This is a genomic window from Kaistella treverensis, from assembly GCF_900114045.1.
Classification (GTDB): Bacteria; Bacteroidota; Bacteroidia; order Flavobacteriales; family Weeksellaceae; genus Kaistella; species Kaistella treverensis.
Map to the genome: position 1 here is coordinate 916,747 of NZ_FORQ01000001.1, position 23,949 is coordinate 940,695.

Below are 23,949 nucleotides of genomic sequence, written 5' to 3' on the forward strand. Positions count from 1 at the left end.
TATGAAAATAATTACAAAAGCTTTCCTAACCTTGGGATTGGGGATGGGAATGCTGACTTTCGGGCAGCAAATCAGCAGAATTCAGCCGGTGCTTACCGGTGCACCATTCCTCCGCATTTCGCCGGACGCGCGCGCGGGTGGTATGGGAGATCAGGGTGTTGCTACAACAAGTGATGCTTTTTCGCAGTTCTGGAATGCCGCAAAATATCCCTTCAGCAAAACAACGTCTGCAGTCGGGTTTACGTACACCCCTTATCTGAATAAACTTACCAACGACGTATTTCTTTTGTATGGCGCATATCACCAGTTTTTGGGTGAAGAAGAACGCTCTACCATTTCAGCAAGTATTTACTATTTCAATATGGGTTCGGTGGACTTAACAAGCTATGTTGGTGGTGAAATTCAGCAGGGCGGAACAATTAAGCCTAATGAATTTTCATTCGATTTGGCTTATGGATTGAAATTATCCGACACCTATTCAATGGCGGTTACCGGACGATACATCCGCTCCGATTTATCCGGCGGAATTGGTTCCGACAACACCCTGAAACCTGCAAATTCTTTTGCGGTAGATGTCTCCGGCTACTACGAGGGTCGTAAACATCAATCTTTTGGTGATTATGAAGGCCGCGCACGGGGTGGTTTTGCGATTCAGAATTTAGGTCCCCGACTCGACTATACCGGTGATGAAGAATCCAGGTCTTACCTGCCGACCATGGCGAGATTAGGTGCGGGTTACGATGTTTATATCGATGATTTAAACCGTGTTGGTTTAAGCGTAGAAGCTTCAAAATTGCTTGTTCCCGGACCGGATGAAAGCGGAAACGTTCCGAATGTTGGTGTTATCGAAGGCATCGGTAATTCCTTCAGCAACCCAAAAAGCACCATGATCAGCGGCGCTTTGGAATACGAATATGACAATGCATTCGCTCTGCGCACCGGCTATTTTCAGGAAAGTCCGGAACAGGGCGGCCGACAGTATGCTACTGTTGGTATCGGTTTGAAATACCAGTCTTTCGGTTTGGATATGTCTTACCTCATCAACACTTCCAAAGTAAATTCCGCACTTGACAATACGTTAAGATTTGGTCTCACGTGGAATATTGGCGAACCATCCGCAAATTCAGATTTCTAAAAATTAATATTTAAAATAGAAAAGCTCCAGAAAATGGGGCTTTTTTTAGGACTTAAAAGTTTAAATTTGTGTTATGAACTACGCCACGGAACTAAAAAAATTTGCCACAAGCCAGTCAATTTACTCGGCAGTACGAATTTCTTTTGCTATAGTTCTACCAAGTCTTATTTTGGCGCATTTCGGTTTATTAAAAGAATATTTTCTGTTTCCCCTCGCTACGAGTTTTGTAGGATTAACCGATCAGGCGGGACCATTTATTCGCCGCAGAAATGCCCTAATTTTGGCAATTATCTCATTCTTTATTGTCTCGGTTATTGCGGGTTTAATTAAAAATTTTCCCATTCTCATTTACCCTGAAATCATCATTTTCGGAATCTTTTTTACCATGATTGGTGTGTACGGGCAGCGGCTTGCAGCAGTCGGCGCGCTCTCACTTGTGGTGCTTGGGATTTTTATTGACGGACATTTAACCGGTGAAAATATCGTTAAAAGTTCGCTGATTTTTTTGGCGGGTTCCGTGTGCTATTTTCTCATTTTTCTGTTGGTTTCTAAAATTCAGCCCTACAAATTAGCCGGCCAGATGATCGGCGAAAATTACCTGGAGTTGGCAAAATATCTTTCTTTAAAATCAAAATTTTATCTGAAAGATCCAAATTACGACCAGCTTTACGCCCAAATAATTTCACAGCAGATTTCCATTAAAAACCTTCAGGAAGAAACGCGCGAAACCGTTTTTAAAACCCGGAAAATCGTCAACGAATCCACCACAACAAGCCGCTTGTTGATGCTGATGTTTCTGAATTCCATTGATTTACACGAAAAGTTGATGACTTCTGAAAGCGATTACAGAAAGGTTCAGGAAAATTTCGGCGCTTCGGGTTTCCTTTTTTCTCTAGGTGAATATCTCGAAAAACTTTCCGAGGAAATGAGCAATATCGGAATCGCTTTACAGAGCGGCGCGCGCGCAAAACCTTTGCGAAATATCGATGAATTGCTTGAAAATATTTACAACGAATATTTCAACCTGCGCAACAGCAAACTTAATCCCGAGACGCTGGAGGATTTTATGACGCTGCGCTTGATTTTGAACAGAATTACCGGAATTTCGGACGATATCAAAACCATCTACAGAGTTTTCAGCCAGGACATAAAACTTGCAAAAAGTCTTTCAACCGGCTTGGATTATCAAAAATTTGTCACTAAGGAAGAAAAACTGAACATCAAAGTTTTGCTTGCGAACATTTCACTGAAATCTTCGCATTTCCGGCATGCTGTTCGCGTGACGGTTGCGTTGGTCATCGGTTATTTTATTTCACAGCTTGAGTTTCTTGGCATCGGGCATTCGTATTGGGTTTTTATTACCATCGTAGCGATTTTGCGCCCTGCTTACGCAACAACCAAACACCGAAATCTACTGAGGTTGTACGGAACTGTAGCGGGCGCGGTGGTGGCTTATGGCATCCTTTATTTTATTCCAAATCAAAACGCGCTTTTTTTCCTTTTTCTATTGGCGATGATTTTGTGTTTTACATTTTTGAAAACCAAATATTCCTGGGCCGTATTTTTTATGACGATTTACGTGTTTCTCGCTTTTAATATTTTGAAACCTGGAAATCTCAATGCCATTTTTAAAGACCGGATTCTGGATACTGTAATAGCTGGAATTGTTGCCTACCTGGTTTCCTATTTTGTGCTTCCGGTTTGGGAACATACCAAAAATCTGGATTTTATGAAAAGATCGGCGAAAAGCAACCAAAAATACTTTTCAGCAGCAATGGCTTATTTTCTAAATGAAAAAATCGACGTTCAGGATTACAAACTTTCGCGAAAATATGCGATGATTGATTTGGCAAATCTGTCGGACAACTTTCAGCGCATGATTTCCGACCCGAAAAACCAGCAGAAAAAACTGGAGCAACTTCATCAGTTCGTCATCACTTCGCATCTTATTACCGCCTATATCGCATCTTTTTCCCAATATTCCGAAACGGCAAAAAACTATTCAGAAATCGATTTTGAAGGCTGGGATTTAAAAATTTCCGCAGAACTCCGCAGAATAAATCTTTTGCTGGAACAGAAAAGTGCTGACAAAACCATTCTGGAAGAAAGCAAATTAGACCCGAACGACACGGTAGAAAATCTTTTGGAAAACCGAAAAAAAGAGCTTCAGGAGAACGAATTTTTTGACCGCCGGGATCCCGGCAGAATCACGCATTTAACCGAATTAAAAAACCTGAAAGAAATCCTGGAACTCATCTACGACGTAGCAAAAGAACAACGGAAAGTTGTTGAAAAGCTTGACATTGAACCTCAGACCACGATTGTGATGCAGTAATTTTCGTAAAACTCCACCCGGGCTTCAAATAAATCAGAAACTTTGTCATCATGCACGCGGCACTGGATATTGTACGGAAAATCCAGGCTGAAAGGTTTCACCTCGTAATGTTTTTTCAATGACCAGTAATTGGAATGATGGATTTTGTACAGACTTTCCTTTAAAGACCAAATCACGGTTAAATAAGCCGTTTCTTTTTCTTTTTCAATGAAGTGCGTTTCCTCTTCATAAATAAATTTGTGCTTGATCCGTTTGATTTTATCGTTAAATGGCTCGATATCGATTCCGATTTTTTCTTTAGAAATAGCAAGCGCCGCGTACGGAAAAGAATGCGTTACAGAAATTTCATAATCTGCCGGCTGCAGAAAAGGCTCGCGGTCTTTGTACAAAATTTGGTGATCAGGCAAAATGGATTTCAAAATTTTACGTACCAGCAAAAGTTCTTTCAGTTTTATCGGATGATAATCTTTTACTTTTTCAAAATTTTCTTTTTCAAGAAGCAAATGCGGATCAAGTGATTCTTTTTCGTTGAATTTCCAAAGCAGTACAATTGCCTTTTCATCGGAAAAATCTCGGTACAGCGGCATATTTTGTAGTGGAGGATTTAGTTCGTAAATTTGCAAAAATTATTTCAATTAGATGGAAAGCACAACACAATACATTCCTTATAAAGTTAAGGACATTTCATTAGCCGAATACGGCAGAAAAGAAATACACCTTGCAGAAGCAGAAATGCCAGGATTGATGGCGATTCGCGAAGAGTACGGTCCAACCCAGCCGCTGAAAGGCGCCAGAATTGCGGGCTGTCTTCACATGACCATCCAAACTGCGGTTTTAATCGAAACTTTGGTCGCTTTGGGCGCTGATGTTACTTGGTCTTCATGTAATATTTTTTCCACTCAGGATCACGCAGCAGCAGCAATCGCAGCAGCCGGAATTCCGGTTTACGCGTGGAAAGGTATGACCGAAGAAGAATTTGAATGGTGTATCGAACAAACCGTATTTTTCGGTGAAGACAGAAAACCATTAAACCTTATTTTAGATGACGGTGGAGATTTAACCAACTTGGTTTTCGATAAATATCCGGAATTAACCGCTGAAATTAAAGGACTTTCCGAGGAAACCACAACCGGAGTACACAGACTTTACGAAAGAATGAAAAACGGAACTTTGGTAATGCCGGCAATCAACGTGAATGATTCCGTAACCAAATCGAAGTTCGACAACAAATACGGCTGTAGAGAATCTGCAGTTGACGCAATTCGACGCGCTACCGACACCATGTTGGCGGGAAAAAGAGTTGTAGTTTGTGGTTACGGTGATGTTGGTAAAGGTACTGCGGCTTCTTTCCGTGGCGCTGGTTCAATTGTTACCGTTACCGAAATTGATCCGATTTGTGCTTTACAGGCTGCGATGGAAGGTTATGAAGTTAAAAAACTCGACACCGTAGTTGGAACTGCTGACATCGTGATTACCACCACCGGAAATTACAATATCGTTCAGGCAGAGCATTTCAAAAAAATGAAAGATAAAACCATCGTTTGTAACATCGGCCACTTCGATAACGAGCTTGATATGGCGTGGTTGAACAAAAATTACGGCGATACCAAATACGAAGTAAAACCGCAGGTTGACGTGTACAACATCGACGGTAAAGAAATCATCATTTTGGCTGAAGGCCGATTGGTAAACTTAGGTTGTGCCACCGGTCACCCAAGTTTTGTGATGAGTAACTCTTTCACCAACCAAACTTTGGCACAGATCGAATTGTGGACAAACAACGATGCTTACGAAAATGCAGTTTACACTTTGCCAAAACATTTGGATGAAAAAGTTGCGGCTTTACACCTGAAAAAATTGGGTGTTGAATTGGAAACTTTAACCGAAGAACAGGCAAAATATATCGGAGTTACGGTTGACGGTCCTTTCAAACCGGAATATTACAGATATTAATTCTGAGATTACAAAAGCAAAAAAAACGGTCAATTAAGGCCGTTTTTTTTGTTTAAAATTCTATGAAGTGATTTTTATTTGGTTTAAAATTCCCGTGTTCATCAAAATTTTGGTAAATTTAAACACCTGAAAAATTCCCTGCTATTTGACCATTTTTTTCAAATTTCATTTTTAAAGCAAAAAAATTCGGTGCATTTTAACCAATTTTTTCTAAAAAAATGCCGTTTTAACCCGGAATTTTTTAAAATTACAAAAATAAAAGTTTATGAAAAGACACGAAGCGTTGGTACAACTCAGCCGCGATCACCATTTTGGCTTACTGCTTTGCTGGAAACTGAAAGAAGGTTTGAAAAGAGAAATTTCCGTGGAAAGAATGGAAAAATATATCCAGCTTTTTTATCAGCAGAATTTAAAACCACATTTTGCGGAAGAAGAAGATTCTATTTTTAAAGTTTTGGGCGAAGACCATCCGATGATTAAAGAAGCGATGTCGCAACACCAGACTTTCCATAAAATGATTGATGAAGGTTTTTCCACACCGGAAGAAATTGAAAAATTTCGGGCTTTGCTGGAACTTCACATCCGAACTGAAGAGCGCGAAATTTTCCCTGAAATCGAAAGACAGGCAACCTACGAGCAGCTGCAAAATCTTTTGGCGATGAATTATCCCGAACTGAAAGAACCCGATTACGACGATATTTTCTGGAAATAATCTGAACTGAAATCCAAAATCAAAAGCTTATTTTTTTCTTTTGGCTTTGGATTTTGCTTTTTCCTGCGCGCGGTTTGCACCAATTTTTTTCGGAGCTTTTCTGGCATGAGGTCCGCCCCAGTTTTCCTTTTTATTTTTGTCTTTTTTCTCGTGAAATGCGCCGCCGCCATCTTCAAGTTTCACGGTGTGTGCATTTTTCATCACCACTTCATCTTTTTCTGAAGCAATTTTCACTGGATTTATTTTCACTTCGGCTGGGAAATCGATCATTTTCACCGCGCGATCCATTAAAAATTCGATATCAAACAATAAATCCTCTTCTTTTTTAGTGACGAATGAAATCGCGATACCATTTTTATCCGCACGACCTGTACGGCCAATACGGTGAATATATTGCTCCGGAACCTCCGGAATTTCAAAATTAATGACGTGCGTAATATCTGAAATATCCAGACCACGCGCCATAATATCCGTCGTGATCAAACCGCGCACTTTTTGCGATTCAAAACTGCGCATCGCGTTTAAACGGTAATTCTGCGATTTATTAGAGTGGATGACATCAAATTCACCCGGAAATAATTCATCAATTTTTGTGAAAAGATAATCTGCATTTTTTTTGTTATTGCAGAAAATCAATACTTTAGAAAGATCGTCATTCGTTTCTAAAAGATGTTGTAGCAAATTAATTTTGGTATTGAAATTTTCAACTTTATAGCCAATTTGCTCGATTTTTTGTAATGGTGTTCCGGATTTTGCTAAGGAAATTTCCACCGGGCTCGAAAAATATTCATAAAGCAAGGCATCTACAGCTTCAGTCATGGTTGCGGAAAAAAGAATATTCTGTCTTTTCTCTTTCATCATCTCGAAAATATGCGTCAGCTGCGCTTTGAAACCCAAATTCAGCATTTCATCAAACTCATCGATGATCAGTTTATTGACTTCTTTCAGCGAAATGGCATTGTCAATCGCTAAATCCATTACGCGGCCCGGCGTTCCGACTAAAATATCGCAACCGTCGGCAAAAAGCAGTTTTTGGGTTTTAATATTTTTACCACCGTAAATTCCGATCACTCTTGTGGTCAGATTTTGTGTTAAATTTTCCACCACGCCGGCAACCTGAACCACAAGTTCGCGCGTAGGAACCAGAATTAAAACCGTAGGGTTTCCGGTTTTGTTATATTTCCAGGTTTTCAGAACAGGAAGAAGATAAGCCAAAGTTTTTCCGGTTCCGGTTTGCGCAATTCCCATGACATCGCGGCCCGACAGAATAGGGCTTATGGTTTTCTGCTGAATCGGTGTTGGTTCAAACAGATTGGAATCTGCTAAAACATCAAGGATTTTTTCCGGAAGATTAAAATCGGCAAAAGTCATTTTTTCCATTTTGCAAAGATAGTTTTTTTGACAGGATTAGAATATTTCGTAATTTGGAGGAATGAAAGGTTATATTCTGTTACTCTTTTTGGTATTTATTTCCTGCGAAAAGCAGGAAAAATCTCAAAATACCGAAACTTCTGCAACAGCTTTAAAAACGGAAAAATCTGACAAAAAAACCCAGAATTTTTTAGAATTAACCGACTGGTTTAAATATTATAAAGAAAAAAATCCGGCATTTTCAGCCGAAAAATTTACACTTCAACAAACTTCACCATTATCCTACGGTGAAACGTCGGTTAAAATTTTGAATCAAAAAGGTTTCAATGAAATCTATGCGCCCTTTTTTATTTTTAATGAAAGCAAAGATAATTACCTCGATATTGATAGCTATCACTGGATTATTTCTCCTGATGGTTACGCCGGCTTTGAAGCCGACCAGCAAATTGTTTTGGTGGATATAAAGAAAAAAGAAGCCAGACAAATCGCGTTTTATGGACCGTCGTTCCGGATTGAAGATGCAGTTTGGAAAGGCGATTCCGTGGCGGTTTTGCTTGGAAATTCATATGAAAAAGTTCCTTTTAAAGTGGAATTCAATTTCCCAAAAAACCTGGTAAAAAATTACCAATATTCCGACACTTTAAAGTTTGAAAAACCTTTCTCTGAAATTCGCTTAGAAAAAAAAGGAATTAAAATAAATTAACCCCTTTTTTGATGTTTTTTTCTGAAAATTATTCCCATTCAATCGTTGCCGGCGGTTTGCTGGAAATGTCGTAAGTAACGCGATTGATGCCGCGAACTTCGTTTATAATTCGGTTTGAAATAGTATCTAAAAATTCGTACGGCAAACGGCTCCATGTTGCCGTCATAAAGTCGGTCGTGTTTGCGGAGCGTACCACAGCGGTGAATTCATAAGTACGCTCGTCGCCCATTACACCGACAGATTTTACCGGAAGTAAAACTACAAAGGCCTGAGAAACGGTATCGTAGAGTTTATTTTTATATAATTCTTCGATAAAAATATCATCGGCTTCCTGTAGAATTCTCACTTTTTCTGCGTCTACAGCGCCCAAAATCCTGATTCCCAAACCTGGTCCCGGAAACGGATGACGATGAACCAAATGATGTGGAATTCCGAGCTCCTCACCTACTTTGCGAACCTCATCTTTAAAAAGTTCGCGCAGCGGTTCCAAAAGTTGCATTTTCATATGTTCAGGAAGTCCGCCTACGTTATGATGCGATTTTATAACCGCGGAAGGACCTTTCACCGACTGACTTTCAATAACATCCGGGTAAATGGTGCCTTGCGCTAAAAATTTTGCACCTTCGAATTTATGCGATTCTTCATCGAAGACGGCAACAAATTCATTACCGATGATTTTACGTTTTTCTTCTGGATCGGAAACGCCTGCAAGTTTTGCTAAAAACCGGTCAGCAGCATCTACCATATCAATTTTCAGGTTGAAATGTTCGCCGTAGTTTTCCATCACTTTTCTACCTTCGTCTTTGCGTAAAAGTCCGGTATCCACAAAAATACACTGAAGCTGATCGCCAATAGCGCGGTGAATTAGGACCGCCGCTACAGAAGAATCTACACCGCCAGAAAGTCCCAAAATTACTTTTTGATGACCAACGGTTTCTTTAATATGGGCAATTGCGGTATCGATATAATTGGTAAGTTTCCAGTTCTTTGGTGCTTCGCAAATATTGAAAACAAAGTTTTCGATCATACGCCAACCTTCCTCGGTGTGCGAAACTTCGGGGTGGAACTGTACACAATATATTTTTTTAGTTTCATCGGAAATGGCGGAAATTACGTCCGTAGTTCCGTTGATGACAAATCCTGGTGGCACGGTTTCCACCTCATCGAAATGGCTCATCCAAACAGTGGAAAATCTGCCGACACCTGAAAGTAAACGGTTGGATTTCTGGATTTGAAGTTTTGCTTTGCCGTACTCGCCCTTCACGCCTTTTTTTACGGTTCCGCCAAGCAAATGCGTCGTAAGCTGCATGCCGTAGCAAATTCCCAAAACGGGAATATTTTGCTCGAATAAGGCTTTGTCGACTAAATTAGCGTTTTCTACATTCACGGAACTTGGTCCGCCGGAAAGGATAATTCCGGATGGTTCGCGCTCGAGGATTTCCTGTAAAGGTGTATTGAAAGGCAGCACTTCTGAATAAACGCCAAGCTCGCGAATTCGCCGGCCGATGAGTTGATTATATTGTGATCCAAAGTCAAGGATGATGATTCCGTTTTGCATAATATTGAAATTCGAAAAATAATTTTATTTGCTGTTATTTTGCCATTTTTTTGTGAAATGGCTGTTTTGGCATTTTTAAAAAACCTGCGCTTTTAGCTGCGAATTTTTTAGCCCTGATTGAAGCGGCATCCTTTTGCGGCGCAAAGCAGAGCAAAAGATAGAGCTGAAAGCAGGTTCCCGGCTCCTGAAAAATTCTAAAAAAAGACGTGGAAAAACCACGCCTTTTTTTTAAAACTTACCGATGTCTTCGCGGTAATATTCGTAATCGTAATGGATGATGTTCGCATCTGCATATACTTTCTTGCACGCTTCGTCGTAGGTTTCGCCGGTCGCCACCAAGCTTAAAACGCGGCCACCGCTAGTTACTGTTTTGTTGCCACGCATTTGCGCGCCGGCAAATAAAACTTCGCTGTGCGAAATTTTATCGATGTTTCTGATCTCAAAACCGGTTTCGATCTGGCGCGGATATCCGCCGGAACACATCACGAGACACACTGCTTTTTCGTCACGGAATTTTAGTTCGATGTCGTTGCCTTCCAGACAATCCATAATCACATCGTAGAGATTATTTTCCAACAACGCCATAATCACCTGTGTTTCCGGATCGCCGAGACGCATGTTGTACTCCAGCAGATAAGTTCCGTTCCCGGTAACCATGAGGCCGAAGAAAATAAATCCTTTGAAATTGATTTTGTAAGAATGCAGACCTTCTAAAGTTGGCTTTAAAATATTTTCCTCAAAATCACGCTGATGTTCTTCGGTAAATTCCGGACTTGGCGCCACACTTCCCATTCCGCCGGTGTTTGGACCCATATCGCCGTTTCCAGCTTTTTTATAATCTTTTACGGGAATACACGGGAAAAGTTTTGTACCATTTGAAAAAGCGATAATTGAAGTTTCAAAACCTCTCAGATATTCCTCAATAACCAACTGAATTCCGGCGTCCCCGTAAATTCTTTCGATCATAAATTTGTGAATCGTAGATTCTGCTTCTGCCAAATCGTCGGCGATCACCACGCCTTTACCACCAGCAAGTCCGCTGGCTTTGATGACAATCGGGAATTGCTGTTCACGAACATAATTGATCGCGCTTTGGTACGCATCAAAAACTACAGCTTTCGCAGTTTTGATGTTGTGCGTTTGCATGAATTTTTTCGAAAATGCCTTACTACCTTCAAGCTCCGCCGTTCTTTTGCGCGGTCCGAAAATTTTCAGGTTGTGCTTTTTAAATTCATCTACAATTCCTGCAACTAAAGGCGCTTCCGGCCCTACAATCGTAAGATCTATTCTTTCTTTGATGGCGAAATCGCGTAAGCCTTCAATGCTGTCTTCATACACGTTTTGTCCCAGTAAGTCTGTAGTCGCGTTCCCTTTTGCGAAATACATTTTAGAAATTCTTCGGTCGCTTTTCAGCTTCATCGCGATGGCAGATTCTCTGGCGCCGTTTCCTACGATTAGTATTTTCATTTTATTTGATTGTTTTTTTTGAATTTAACAAATTTAGGAATTTGAAAATCATTTTCAAACTTGCCTAAAAAATCACTGTTTTCTGGACTATAGCAAAATCAATGCAGAAAATGGCGCATACCTGTAAGCATCATCGGAATTCCGTATTCATCCGATGCCTGGATGCTTTCCTCATCGCGCATACTTCCACCCGGCTGAATGATGGCTTTAATGCCTTCTTTCGCGCAAAAATCCACCACATCGCGGAAAGGGAAGAAAGCATCGGAAGCTAAAACCAGATCACCGCCGAATTTCTCTTTGGCTCGTTCTACAGCGTGTTGCGTTGCCCAAATTCGGTTCACCTGACCGCCGCCGATTCCCAATGCCTGAAAACCGTTTGAAACCACGATGGCATTTGATTTTACGTATTTTACAACGCGTTGTGCAAACAAAAGCGCTTTTTCCTGTTCTGATGTTGGCTGCGAAGTCGTGACCGTTTTAATATCTTCGGAAAATTGGCTGTCGGTTGCCTGAACCAACATTCCGCCATCTATTTTCACCCAGGTTTGCGTGTCGGAAACCGGATTTTTTATCTTGATAATCCGCAGATTTTTTTTCTTTTTTAAAAGTTCCAGCGCATCATCATCAAAATTAGGCGCCATTACAATTTCCAGGAACGTTTTGTTGAGTTCTTCTGCAGTCGCCAAATCAACGGTAAAATTCATGCCGATAATGCCGCCAAAAATTGAAACCGGATCACATTCAAAAGTTTTGGTATAGGTTTCTACTGCAGTATTTCCGATCGCTACACCACAAGGCGTGGAATGTTTCACCGCGCAGCACGCCATTTCATTCTGGAATTCATTTACGACTTTCCAGCATAAATCCATATCGCGCAGATTGTTAAAAGACAGCTCTTTACCGCCTAAAATTTCGAAATCTTTCATGGCGCCGTTTTCTGTGGTTGAAACGTAGTAAGCTGCGCTTTGATGAGGATTCTCACCATATCGAAGATCAGAAACTTTTTGATAAGAAGCGTTCAGATACTGCGGATATTCTTCATCTAAAAGCATTTGCGAAATCGCCGCGTCGTATGCTGACGTCATGTTGAAAACTTTTCCGGCTAATTTTTTCCGGGTTTCTAGAGACGTGTCGCCGTTTTGTTCCATTTCACTTTGAACCAAAGCATAATCTTCTACATTGGTAATTACGGCAACTGACTGGAAATTCTTCGCACCCGACCTTAACATGGAAGGTCCGCCGATGTCGATAAATTCTACTTTTTCTTCCAAAGAAATATCGGTATTTGCGTGTGCAAAAAATGGATAAAGATTTACCACTACCATGTCAATCAGCGAAATATTGTGCTCCGCAACAGTGCTCATGTGCTCCTCGTTGTCGCGAACTGCGAGCAAACCGCCGTGAACTTTCGGGTGCAACGTTTTCACGCGACCGTCTAACATTTCGGGCAAATTGGTGACTTCATCAATTTGAATCGGGCTTAAACCCGCATCTTTTAAATGTTTAAAAGTTCCGCCTGTGGAAATCAGTTCGTAGTTATTGACTTCCAAAAATTTTGCAAAATCAATGAGTCCGGATTTATCGGAAACGGAGATCAGCGCTCGTTTTTTTAACATTTTCTTTCTTTTTTACTTTTTATTAGATTCCGTTCTTTCACCAACGGTTATTTTTAAATTTTCGGCCCTTTTTGAGCCAAATTTTTAGTTTCTCATTTGTTTCCTAAAGCTAAATTTATCGCCTCCGGATAAATCTCAAATTCAACCTCGTGGATTCTCTTTACTAAAGATTCTAAAGTTTCCTCCGTGGAAATTTCGAATGATTTCTGAAGAATAATTTCGCCTTCATCGATGCCGGCTGTAACGTAATGCACCGTCGCACCACTTTCTATTTCACCGGCTTTTAAAACCGCTTCGTGCACGTGATTTCCCCACATTCCCTTTCCACCAAATTTTGGCAGCAATGCCGGATGAATATTGATAATTTTTCCGGAAAATGAATTGCAAAATTCTGCCGGTAAAATGGACAAAAAACCTGCAAGCACGATCAAGTCGGTGTTTTTTGGCAAAATACTTATCAATTCCTGGGAGAAATTTTTCCCACGCGGAATTTTTTCGGCCTTAATTTGATGTTTTTTTGCTCTTTCTAAACCGTAGCAGTCGCGGTCTGCAACCACCAAACTGATTTGTGCGTCAGCAATTTCGCCACTTTCAACGCAGTCGATAATTCGCTGCAAATTGGTGCCGCCACCGGAAACTAAAACAACAATCTTTTTCATTTTACAAAACATAAAAATTTGCCGTTTAAAGGGCTAAAAATTTTCAATTTTTTAAATCAGTTGGATTTTTTCCGGTCCTTCGGTGATTTCGCCAATTTCGTACGCATCTTCCACCAAGTTCATGACTTTTCCGGCGTGTTCCGGATCAACCACAACCACCATTCCGACACCCATATTGAACGTTCCGTACATTTCCATTCGCTCAATATTTCCTCTTTTTTCCAGTTCCAACATTACGGACGGAATTCTAATTTTCGAAGTTTCAATTGTGGCGCACAAATTTTCGGGGATAATTCGGGGAATATTTTCAATAATTCCACCGCCGGTGATGTGCGCAATTCCGGCCAATCTCACCTCTTCCAAAATTTTATGAATGGGTTGAAAATACAATCTTGTCGGTTCCAAAAGCGTTTCGTAAAGTGGTTTTCCTTCAAATTCTTCATTAAAATCCGGGAAAATTTTTCTCACCAAAGAAAATCCGTTGGAATGGAAACCGGAACTCGGCAAGGCGATAATTTTACAGCCTTTCTTTATTTTAGAACCATCGATAATATGGTTTTTTTCTACAATTCCAACGCAAAAACCGGCGACATCGTAATCACCAGGTTTGTACATTCCGGGCATTTCCGCGGTTTCACCACCAATCAGCGCGCAATTGTTGTCTTTGCAAGCTTTCACCATTCCCATCACAATTTCTGCCGCAATATCAGCATCAAGTTTTCCGCAGGCTAAATAATCAAGGAAAAATAAAGGTTTTGCGCCGTGGCAGATGATATCGTTCGCGCACATAGCAAAACAATCAACGCCGATTGAATCATATTTTTTAGAATCGAGTGCGACTTTAAGTTTCGTTCCTACTCCATCCGTTCCGCTGACCAAAACCGGATTTTTGTAACCTGCAATTTCATAAAAAGCACCGAAGCTTCCCAAATTATTTAAAACATTCGGGTTGTGCGTTTCTGCGACAGCAGATTTAATTTTATCTACGGTCTTGTAGCCTTCTTCTTTGTCTACACCGGCAGATTTATAGGTATTGCTCATGGTTGCTTTTTTAAATAATGTACTATAAAGTTACGGAAATAAAAAAGCCGAAAGTCAGTCTGACCGTCGGCTTTTCATTATTTTTCAGCGTCAATTTTCTCTCCAAAACTTTGGTTTATTTCTTTTGGTGAATAAAATTGAGGCGCTTTCACTTCTAAAAATTTGGTTTTGCGAAAATAATGATTTTTAAATCGATGATGAAATTTCGGCTCACAATTTTTTATTAATGTTGCTGCGCGGAAAATAATTTTAAAGAAATGCTTATAAAATTCTCTATTTTTGCTTCAAATAAATTTTATGGCTTCAGGATTTTTCGCAATATTAGATGATATAGCAGCATTAATGGACGACGTGGCGGTCACCGCAAAAATAGCAACTCAAAAAACTGCGGGGATTTTGGGTGATGACCTTGCAGTGAATGCGGAAAAGGCAACGGGTTTTCTGGAATCTCGTGAAATTCCGGTGTTGATGAAAATTATGCAGGGATCCTTCATTAACAAACTCATCATCGTTCCCGTGGTATTTTTGTTGCAATGGCTTTATGAGCCGGCAATCAACATTATTCTGATTTTTGGCGGATTTTATCTGGCGTATGAAGGCATTGAAAAAATTATTGAATATGTTTTTCACCGTGGCAAAAAAGGACACGAAGTAATTGAAGAAGCAACAAAAAGCGACGAAAATGCCGCTGAGCTTGAAAAATCAAAAATAAAGTCCGCCGTTACGACAGATTTCATACTTTCACTGGAAATCGTAATTATTTCTTTAGCGTCTGCGAAAGATGGTTACGAGGCCTTAAAATCACAATTCAATCCGCTGCTTGTGGAAATTGTAACCGTTTCTATTGTAGCGATAATCGCAACAGTAGGGGTCTACGGCATTGTTGCACTCATTGTGCGTATGGACGATGCGGGCTATCGACTTATTAAAAAATCGAAAACAGAAAGTGGCGTATTGGTTTCAGTGGGAAATTTTCTGGTGAATGCTTTGCCGTGGGTTATTAAAGGCCTGGGCGTGGTGGGTACTGTCGCATTAATTTTGGTCGCAGGCGGAATTTTCGTTCATTATATTGAGTGGGTTCATGATCATTTTTTACCAAACTGGAATTCTATTGCGAGAGAATCTTTGGCCGGAATTATTGGCGGCTTAATCGCCATTCCTGTTTTTAAAATTGGCAGCAAGGCATTTGCGCTGATAAAAAAATAATATATCATTATCAAAATAAAAAAAGCAGGAAAAATTTCCTGCTTTTTTGCTCTTCTTTTTGATTTTTAATTCATCGGAACTTCCATCATTAAAATTTCGGAATTTTCTCCGGCTTCAATGGTGAAATTTTCGGTTTCCCAAATTCCGAAACCGTCTCGTGTTTCTAAAACCTGATCGCCAACTTTCGCGGAACCTTTTAAAATAAAAATATAAACACCGTTGCCTTTTTTGTGCAAATCATATTTTTTGGCGGTTATTTGGTCGAATTTCCCCAAATTAAACCACGCATCCTGATGAATCCAAACGCCGTCGTCATCAGCATTTGGTGAAAGAATCTGCTGAAATTCATTCATCTTTTCATTTTCTTTAATGCTGATTTGGTCGTAACGCGGCGTCACATTCATCTTGTTCGGAATTACCCAAATCTGCAGAAATTTCACCAATTCATCTTTATTTTTGTTGTACTCGCTGTGCTGAACTCCGGTTCCGGCGCTCATCACCTGAATTTCACCGTTACGGATGACGGCAGAAGTTCCCATGGAATCTTTATGTTCCAAATCTCCTTCGAGCGGAATGGAAATTATTTCCATATCGCGGTGCGGATGCGCGCCGAAACCCATTCCAGAAGCGACCTGATCGTCATTTAAAACCCGCAAAGCACCAAAATTCATGCGTTCCGGATTGTAATAATTGGCAAAACTGAAAGTATGGTAAGATTTTAACCAGCCGTGATCCGCAAAACCGCGGGAATCTGCTTTGTGGTATACTGTTGTCATTTTGTTGCGTTTGATCATTTAATACTACAAATTTAAAATATCAGACTTTCCCAGTCATTGATATAAGATAAGAAATTTTCAGTTTAAAAGAAAGGCTATTTATAATAATAATTTTTTTTAAAATATACTGCCTTAAACAACATTTGATATGCTGAAAATAAATTTAAAATTTTAATTTTTTTAAACAAATATAAAAAATTGCTAAAAAAAAAGCACGTTTATTCAGTTTTGGACATTCATAAAGATTTTTTTGATATTTTTACTATAAGAATCAATTAAATAATTTATTATGAAAACACTTTTAAGTTTCTCATCAACATTATTATTGATAATGATGTTATTTTCTTGCGAAGCAAGAGTGACAGCATTTACAAAGATTGATACTTCAAATCCGCTTTCAAATCGGTTTACTGTAAAATCTGATTTAAATAAAGACATCTCTGGCGGTGAAATAATTAACAGAATAGGCAGAGATGCTGGACTTGAAAAAAACCAAAAATTATCTGATATTAGGTTAAGAAAACTAACACAATCGGAAAAGAATGAAAAAGACGCTGATAAGCCTATTTATGTATTACAGGCAAAAACAACAAACGGAATAAGTATAGCGCATATATTCTCTACAAACGGTGATGAAACAGCATTGATTAGTGAAAGGAAAACTTGTAAATGCACATCAACTCAATGTGCACACGGATGCAATGCAGAAATATTCGGAGGGAATTGTAGCTGTTCGAACTGTTCTGCTAAATGCAAAAAAGAATCTACAGTTACGGAGGAACCAGAGGGACCGTAAGAAATTTAAATCTACACTAAAGCGGGCATTTTTTGTTCGCTTTTTTTATTTACTATTTCTAAGGAATTAAATGTTGCCAATTGAAGTCGCGTCTTGAGAGAAGAAGTAAAATAGATTTTATCATGGAAAAACAAACTGCTTTTTAATCCAACTACATTTCCTTAAAACGCAAATAAAAAACGGACAAAAGCCCGTTCCTTACTATCTATATCTACTGTATTTTAAAAGTGAACCTGCTGAATTTCTTCCTGCAATTCCTGCGGCGATTCATCGGGATCATTTTTGATTAAAAACATGGTTACGGCCGCTGCAATCAGCATACAGACGCCACCAACAACCACATATTCAATTGCCATATTTCCGAAGAGATTTTTCACGATCGGTCCACCAAAAATCCCGTTAATGATCTGCGGAATTACGATGAAAAAATTAAAAATTCCCATATAAACCCCCATTTTTCTTAAAGGAATTGCGTCAATCAGCATTGCGTATGGCATCGCTAAAATACTCGCCCACGCAAAACCAAGACCGACCATGGAAATCCAAAGCATGTTCGTGTCTTTAATAAAAAACATGGAAATCAGTCCCAAACCTCCGCAAAATAAAGCCAAAGCATGCGTCTGTTTTTTACCGATCGCTTTTGCAATTGGTGTCAGCAAAAATGCAAACGGAATCGCAAATAAATTATACAAACCGAATAAATGTCCGGTTAAATCACCTGCTTTATTGAATTCTAAAGATTTGGTATCGTCCGGAGCAAGTCCGAAATGATGCGTCGCCAAAGCACTTGTGGTGAAAACCCACATGGTGAACAATGCGAACCAGGAGAAAAACTGCACTGCACCTAATTTTTTCATTAAAGGAGGAATTTTCGCAAAATCTTTGAATATATCAGAGAATTTTGACTTTTCAAGGTTTGGTTCGTCATCAGAAAAATCGGCAAATTCCTGTGGAGAATATTCTCGCGTGCTCAAAACTGTATATAAAATTGAAATAATTAAGACCGCCGCGCCTACGTAAAACGCGTAGATCACGTTATCGGCCACATAACCTTCCGGCGCCACATTTGAAACGCCCATTTTGGTAAGCCAGTTTGGCATTTCAGAACCGATTACGGCACCAATTCCAATTAAAATCGTCTGTACGCTGAAACCCAGAGTTCCCTGATGTTTCGGCAACATGTCGCCCACCAAAGCGCGAAAAGGTTCCATCGCCACATTAATTGAAGCATCCATCATCGCAAGGAAAATCACCGCCAAAAGCAAAACGCTGGCGCCCATCATAGCTGTTACGGAAGCGGCATTAGGTAAAAATACAAGACCAACGGCGCAAAGCACGGCACCAATTAAAAAATACGGTTTTCTACGCCCAAGCGGACTCCAGGTATTGTCGCCCATATGCCCGATAATCGGTTGAACCAAAAGTCCGGTGATTGGTGCCACGAGCCAAAACCAGGAAAGTTCGTGGACATCAGCACCGAAGTTCGCGAGAATTCTACTGGCGTTCCCATTTTGCAATCCGAAAGCCATCTGGATGCCGAGAAATCCCATACTCATGTTGATGATCTGAGCCAGACTGAGATTGGGTTTTATTCTTTTAGCCATATTTTTTTTATTAATATTGGTATAATTTAAATCAGATTATTTTTTCAATTCGGTCATTAAAGCGTCTTCGATGGGCGCTTTTATTGCGGTTACCTGATCATTAACGTCATTAGGAACGGTCATGGATAACACGTACTGGCGGATTTTCCATTTTCCACCGATTTTTTCCAGAACGCCGGAGCCGCGGCAAATTTTCATCTGCGTATCCAAAAGTTCATCAAACCAGGCATATTTTCCGTCGGCGCTGAAAGTGATATTTCTTTTTAACGAAGTAAAATTCCAGGCTTTTCCTTTGTCAAAGTAAGGTTTTGCCCAAACCATAAATTCTTTTTTATTCCATATTTCTGTGGCGTCGGTACCATTAAATGTTGATTCCTCCGCGTAGAGGTCGAAATATTTTTCGTAATCCGTGGTGGCGGCGAAAGTGTTTAAATCATCTAAAACTTTAGAAACATTTTTCTTCTGCACATTTTCATAGAAACCTTTTGTCTGGGCTGATAAGGAAATAGAAAATCCGAAGACAAGCAACAGGATTCCGAGGGTAGTATATTTTTTCATTGTTAAATGGGCATTTTTTTGGAAATTATTTCAGTTCTAAAATTAAAGAAGATTTCTGAGAAACCGTTAATTTTTTTTCGCTGCTAATTGGGTGTTTTTTTCCGGAAATTACATCGGTTCCAGAGGAAACTCCGTTTAATGATTTTGCGAAACGGTTTAAAGCAAAAGTCTGGTCTTTTTCATTGTTATTAATGACCACCATTACTTTTTCTTTGTCATTATAGCGGAAATAAACATACACCTTTTCTTTTGGCATATAATGTTTGGTTTTTCCGATGTGGATGACGTCTTTATTTTTCCGCCAGTTCAAAAGTTTTTGGGTGTAGTCGTGAAATTCTTTTTGTTCTGCAGTTTGCGTTTTCGGATCGAAAGCATTTTGTTGATCACCTTTCCAGCCACCTGGGAAATCGCGGCGGATGTCGGCATCACCTTTGGATTTTTCACCACGCATTCCGATTTCGGAACCGTAATAAATCTGAGGTATTCCGCGCACGGTGGAAATCAGCGACAGTGCCATTTTGTAATAGCGCGCGTCGCCGTTGAAAATTTCATTAAACCTTTCGGTATCGTGATTTTCGAAGAAAACCAAAATATTATTAATGTCAGGATAAAGAAAATCGTTGCCGAACGAATTGTAGATTTTAATCATTCCTTTGTCCCAACTTTCCTCTTCCTTCAGCGCGCCTGGCAAATCGGTGTACAACGTAAAATCCATAACAGACGGCAGATTGGAATTATAACCGTCTATTTCGGCAATTTTTGAGTCTTTTTGCCAGTAAGAAATATGTGCGGGATTGTACATCCAGGCTTCGCCGACGATATTAAATTTCGGATATTCATCGGTGATTGCTTTCGCCCATTTTGCCATCCCAGTTTTATCATTGTAGGGGTAGGTATCTACGCGCATTCCGCCGAGTTCTGCGTATTCAATCCACCAAATAGCGTTTTGCGTTAAATATTTCAAAACCAAAGGATTGCTTTGATTTAAATCCGGCATGGTGGTATCAAACCAACCGTTTAAAGCTTCTTTTTTGTCGATTTCCGCAACATTGGTGTCGAACTGCGAAGTTGTTCGGTAATTCGATCTTTTGAAACCGTATTTACCTTCACCATCCGGGAACTGATGAATCCAGTCTTTAGTCGGCAAATCCTGAATAAGCCAGTGCGAAATTCCCCAGTGATTCGTGACATAATCCTGAATAAGCATCATGCCGCGCTTCTGAAGTTCACGGGAAAGTTCCAGATATTCTTCATTGGTTCCGTAACGGCCGTCGATTTTGTATAAATCGGTTTGCGCGTAGCCATGATAGGAAGTTTGTTTTTCGTTGTCTTCATTCGCGGGCGTGAGCCAAAGCGCCGTAACACCTAGATTTTGCAAATAATCCAAATTATTGATGATGCCACGTAAATCTCCGCCATGACGACCGTTGGGTGCATTTCTATTCAATTTATCTGTGAGATTTTTCTGAGAATCGTTTTTCTCATCGCCGTTGGCAAAGCGATCCGGCATGATCAGATACATGACATCTTTCGAAGTAAAAGAATTTCGCTCCGCGGAATTGGGTTTGCGGCTTTTCAGTTCGTAAGTGTAGGAATAAACGGTTTTATTCTTGTCTTTAAAATTGATTTTAAAGGTAGGCGAATTAATCTCATCCGTGTTTACCGTAATGAAAACGTAGTTTGGATTTTCGGTTTTCGTAAGGTCTTTGATGGAAATTTTATCGGATAAATCGACCGAATATTTGGAAATGTCTTTCCCGTACACCATAATCTGGAGTTCGGGATTTTTCATGCCTTTCCACCAAAATGCGGGTTCTACCTTTTGGATTTGGGCAAAGGAAAATACCGAGATAAAGAGGCAAAAAAATGCGATTTTCTTCATTGTAATAATTTTTGGGGCGCGAGCGAAGCGAGCGCCAATGTTCACCGATTTGTCATTAGCCCCGATTGCAGCGGCATCCTTTTGCGACGCGGAGCGGAGCAAAAGATACAGCGGAAAGCGGGAAAAAGCTCCTGAAAAAACTGATATTGTTTTTCGACAAACTCAAAAAAAACGTCCAAAAAGCGGCTAATTTTTTGAGATTTTTAGGAGCTGAAATTTTCGCGCTTAAAAGCACTAATTTTTTGGTTTTACCGAAATGGCGTAACCGCCACTGCGCGCGAGTTTTACCGGAATTTTGGTTTTGCTCGTTACGGTTTTTTTGTAAATTTTATAAGACTGCGGATTGTTGATGTAATCTGCTGTGTCACCGTCTGCATACACGGTAGCTTCGTATTTTTTGCCTTTCGGAAGGAAAGAAAAATCTACGGTGAAATTGCGCGCGTTTTCATCGGTAATTCCGCCCACATACCACTCGTCTTTTCCTTTTGCTTTTCTAGCTGTATGGATAAAATCTCCCGGTTCAGCGGCTAAAATTTTGGTGTCATCCCAATCCACCGCAACATCTTTGATGAACTGAAAAGCGTCCATATGTTTCGCGTAATTTTCAGGTAAATCAGCCGCCATCTGCAACGGTGAATACATCACGACATAGAGCGCAAGCTGCTTCGCCAAGGTGGTTTTCACGAAACGCGTGTCGCCGGGGAAGTAATAATCAAGCTTGGTTTGGAAAATTCCTGGCGTGTAGTCCATTGGTCCGCCGATAAATCTTGTGAACGGTAAAATCGTCTGGTGATCCGGGTTATTTCCGCCAAAAGCTTCGAATTCTGTTCCGCGCGCAGCTTCCGCCGCGATCCAGTTCGGATAAGTTCGGCTTAAACCTGACGGACGCACGGATTCGTGTGAATTGACCATGATTTTATAATTGTTGGCTTTTTCGGCGATTCTGCGGTAATGATTGATCGTCCATTGTGAATAATGGTGCTCGCCGCGCGGAATAATATTGCCGACATAGCCTGTTTTCACCGATTCGTAGCCATATTTGTTCATCAATTTAAACGCTTCGTCTGCCCATCGTTCGTAATTCGTGGCAGAACCCGAAGTCTCGTGGTGCATCATTAATCTGATGTTTTTTGAATGCGCGTAGTCGTTGAGCATTTTAATATCAAAATCCGGATATGGCGTGATGAAATCGAAAACGAATTCTTTGCTGTGACCGAACCAGTCTTCCCAGCCGGTGTTCCAGCCTTCAATCAAAAGTGCATCGAAACCGTTTGCGGAAGCAAAATCGATGTATTCTTTGACTTTGGTATTGTTGGCAGCGTGGTTTCCATTTGGAGTCAGTTTGGTGAAATCGGTTTTGCCGATGTGAACATTGTTCGCCGTAGAATAAGCCCATTGTGATTTTCCGATAATCATTTCCCACCAAACGCCCATATATTTGGTCGGGTGAATGTAAGAAGTGTCTTTGTACTCCGTAGGTTCATTGAGGTTAAAAAGCATTTTGGATGCTAAAACTTCTTCCGCTTTTGGAGAAACGATGATGGTTCGCCACGGGGAAACCGCCGGAGTTTGAATATATCCTTTTGCCCCCTGCGCGTCTGGTGTAAGATGTGTTTTAAATTTAAAATTTTCCGCGTCCAGTTCCAGATTTGAAGCCGGATAATTGATAACTGCAGCTTCCGCGATATTAATGTATAACTGATCTTTTCCTTCTTTTTTCAACATTAATGGCGTCTGAACCGCGTTTTTAATTAAAGTTTGCGATGCATTACCGTCGTAAGAAGTTGGCCATTTCGCCGGAATTTCGGATAAATTGCTGGTTTGAGTTTGGTATTCCTGAGAATCATAATCTCCGGCGAGCCACCAGGCTTTCATATCAGTTGGCAGATCGATCTCGGAATCTTCTTCTTTGATAATGAAATAATTCAGATTTTTCTGCTGCGGGAATTCATATCTAAATCCTAAACCGTCATTGAATAATCGGAATTTTACGACAATATATCGGTCATTCTCCGCCTGGTTTAACGTAACCGCCAGTTCGTTATAATGATTAAGGTAAGACTTTTTTTCGCCCATAATCGGATCCCAGGTTTCATTTTTGGTATCGAATTTTTCAGCAGTTTTGGTAAAACCAGTGTCAAGATTTTTCCCTTTCTGGTCTTTATTTTCAATTTCGGAGGCGAACTGAATATTTCCATCGCGCAAAAGTCTTAAACCTAATTTGGAATCTTCAACCACGGTTTTTCCCTGATATTTCAGATCATAATAAGGCACACCGGCTTTCAGCTGAAAGTTCATTTCAAATTTTCCGTCGGGTGATTTCAGAGATTGCGCATTCAGCCCGAGCGTCCCGAGCAAAAGGAAAAATGCGGAGATTTTTATATTTTTCATAAGAAGTAATTGTCTTTTTTATGGCTTATGGAATCGCCTGTCTGGATTTTTTTTGCTTGTTAGAGGTTTAATATTGGCGATTTCAAAATGATTTTACGAATCAATAAATTTAGAGAAAATGTTATGAACCGCCAATTTTTCGGGCTTCTTTATCTTTTAAAAGCATAAAAAAAACTGCTGCTAAAA

General features: G+C 40.1%; 19 protein-coding genes. 7 read left to right on the forward strand and 12 right to left on the reverse strand.

Going from position 1 to position 23,949, the window contains the following annotated elements; genetic code table 11:
• Position 1 precedes the first annotated feature (1 nt).
• Complete coding sequence (gene porV / locus BMZ55_RS04330; RefSeq protein WP_089818955.1) at positions 2 to 1,135, forward strand: type IX secretion system outer membrane channel protein PorV; 1,134 nt, start codon at positions 2 to 4, stop codon at positions 1,133 to 1,135.
• 73 nt (positions 1,136 to 1,208) lie between these two features.
• Positions 1,209 to 3,470, forward strand: a complete 2,262-nt coding sequence (locus BMZ55_RS04335) for an FUSC family protein (protein WP_089818957.1) — start codon at positions 1,209 to 1,211, stop codon at positions 3,468 to 3,470.
• Here BMZ55_RS04335 and BMZ55_RS04340 read toward each other — a convergent pair.
• Positions 3,446 to 4,057, reverse strand: a complete 612-nt coding sequence (locus BMZ55_RS04340; RefSeq protein WP_089818959.1) for a 4'-phosphopantetheinyl transferase family protein — start codon at positions 4,055 to 4,057, stop codon at positions 3,446 to 3,448. The two genes, BMZ55_RS04335 and BMZ55_RS04340, sit on opposite strands and share 25 nt — an antisense overlap.
• A 52-nt stretch (positions 4,058 to 4,109) precedes the next feature.
• On the opposite strand from BMZ55_RS04340, the gene ahcY reads away from it, so the two are divergent.
• Together ahcY and BMZ55_RS04350 are read left to right on the forward strand one after the other, a co-directional pair.
• Positions 4,110 to 5,423, forward strand: a complete 1,314-nt coding sequence (gene ahcY, locus BMZ55_RS04345) for an adenosylhomocysteinase (protein WP_089818961.1) — start codon at positions 4,110 to 4,112, stop codon at positions 5,421 to 5,423.
• Positions 5,424 to 5,688: 265 nt separating this feature from the next.
• Positions 5,689 to 6,135: a hemerythrin domain-containing protein gene (locus BMZ55_RS04350; protein ID WP_089818963.1), complete on the forward strand. Its 447-nt coding sequence runs from the start codon at positions 5,689 to 5,691 to the stop codon at positions 6,133 to 6,135.
• 27 nt (positions 6,136 to 6,162) lie between these two features.
• Here the strand turns inward: BMZ55_RS04350 and BMZ55_RS04355 are convergent, their stop codons facing one another.
• A complete protein-coding gene (locus tag BMZ55_RS04355; protein ID WP_089818965.1) occupies positions 6,163 to 7,515 on the reverse strand; it encodes a DEAD/DEAH box helicase in 1,353 nt (450 codons plus the stop codon).
• A 52-nt stretch (positions 7,516 to 7,567) separates the two neighbouring features.
• Here BMZ55_RS04355 and BMZ55_RS04360 point away from each other — a divergent pair, with 52 nt between their 5' ends.
• Positions 7,568 to 8,209 (forward strand): hypothetical protein, encoded by a 642-nt coding sequence (locus BMZ55_RS04360; RefSeq protein WP_089818967.1) that lies wholly within the window; start codon positions 7,568 to 7,570, stop codon positions 8,207 to 8,209.
• Positions 8,210 to 8,237: 28 nt separating this feature from the next.
• Here the strand turns inward: BMZ55_RS04360 and guaA are convergent, their stop codons facing one another.
• The 5 genes from guaA to purM form a co-directional block, all read right to left on the reverse strand.
• On the reverse strand, positions 8,238 to 9,767 hold the full coding sequence (gene guaA / locus BMZ55_RS04365) for a glutamine-hydrolyzing GMP synthase (protein ID WP_089818969.1): 1,530 nt from the start codon (positions 9,765 to 9,767) through the stop codon (positions 8,238 to 8,240).
• Positions 9,768 to 9,995: 228 nt separating this feature from the next.
• The gene (purD, locus tag BMZ55_RS04370) at positions 9,996 to 11,234 is read right to left on the reverse strand and encodes a phosphoribosylamine--glycine ligase (protein ID WP_089818971.1); all 1,239 of its coding nucleotides are present in this window, start codon (positions 11,232 to 11,234) and stop codon (positions 9,996 to 9,998) included.
• A gap of 98 nt (positions 11,235 to 11,332) precedes the next feature.
• The gene (gene purH, locus BMZ55_RS04375) at positions 11,333 to 12,850 is read right to left on the reverse strand and encodes a bifunctional phosphoribosylaminoimidazolecarboxamide formyltransferase/IMP cyclohydrolase (protein WP_089818973.1); all 1,518 of its coding nucleotides are present in this window, start codon (positions 12,848 to 12,850) and stop codon (positions 11,333 to 11,335) included.
• Between the two features lie 92 nt (positions 12,851 to 12,942).
• Positions 12,943 to 13,509, reverse strand: a complete 567-nt coding sequence (gene purN, locus BMZ55_RS04380; protein WP_089818975.1) for a phosphoribosylglycinamide formyltransferase — start codon at positions 13,507 to 13,509, stop codon at positions 12,943 to 12,945.
• 51 nt (positions 13,510 to 13,560) lie between these two features.
• Complete coding sequence (gene purM, locus BMZ55_RS04385) at positions 13,561 to 14,550, reverse strand: phosphoribosylformylglycinamidine cyclo-ligase (RefSeq protein WP_089818977.1); 990 nt, start codon at positions 14,548 to 14,550, stop codon at positions 13,561 to 13,563.
• Between the two features lie 297 nt (positions 14,551 to 14,847).
• Here purM and BMZ55_RS04390 point away from each other — a divergent pair, with 297 nt between their 5' ends.
• Entirely contained in the window at positions 14,848 to 15,756 is a 909-nt protein-coding gene (locus BMZ55_RS04390; RefSeq protein ID WP_089818979.1) for a DUF808 family protein, read from the forward strand.
• Between the two features lie 65 nt (positions 15,757 to 15,821).
• Here BMZ55_RS04390 and BMZ55_RS04395 read toward each other — a convergent pair whose 3' ends face one another.
• Positions 15,822 to 16,532: a pirin family protein gene (locus BMZ55_RS04395; protein ID WP_089819422.1), complete on the reverse strand. Its 711-nt coding sequence runs from the start codon at positions 16,530 to 16,532 to the stop codon at positions 15,822 to 15,824.
• A 289-nt stretch (positions 16,533 to 16,821) separates the two neighbouring features.
• On the opposite strand from BMZ55_RS04395, the gene BMZ55_RS04400 reads away from it, so the two are divergent.
• Entirely contained in the window at positions 16,822 to 17,328 is a 507-nt protein-coding gene (locus tag BMZ55_RS04400) for a hypothetical protein (RefSeq protein WP_143068742.1), read from the forward strand.
• A 221-nt stretch (positions 17,329 to 17,549) separates the two neighbouring features.
• Here BMZ55_RS04400 and BMZ55_RS04405 read toward each other — a convergent pair whose 3' ends face one another.
• From BMZ55_RS04405 to BMZ55_RS04420, 4 genes are all read right to left on the reverse strand, one after another.
• The gene (locus BMZ55_RS04405) at positions 17,550 to 18,932 is read right to left on the reverse strand and encodes an MFS transporter (protein ID WP_089818984.1); all 1,383 of its coding nucleotides are present in this window, start codon (positions 18,930 to 18,932) and stop codon (positions 17,550 to 17,552) included.
• 36 nt (positions 18,933 to 18,968) lie between these two features.
• Positions 18,969 to 19,490 carry a nuclear transport factor 2 family protein gene (locus BMZ55_RS04410; RefSeq protein WP_089818986.1) on the reverse strand — a complete coding sequence of 174 codons (522 nt, stop codon included), beginning with the start codon at positions 19,488 to 19,490 and terminating at the stop codon, positions 18,969 to 18,971.
• A 25-nt stretch (positions 19,491 to 19,515) separates the two neighbouring features.
• Positions 19,516 to 21,372, reverse strand: coding sequence for a glycoside hydrolase family 13 protein (locus BMZ55_RS04415; RefSeq protein ID WP_089818988.1), 1,857 nt, complete (start codon positions 21,370 to 21,372; stop codon positions 19,516 to 19,518).
• A 234-nt stretch (positions 21,373 to 21,606) separates the two neighbouring features.
• Positions 21,607 to 23,763: a glycoside hydrolase family 97 protein gene (locus BMZ55_RS04420; protein ID WP_089818990.1), complete on the reverse strand. Its 2,157-nt coding sequence runs from the start codon at positions 23,761 to 23,763 to the stop codon at positions 21,607 to 21,609.
• Between the last annotated feature and the right edge of the window lie 186 nt (positions 23,764 to 23,949).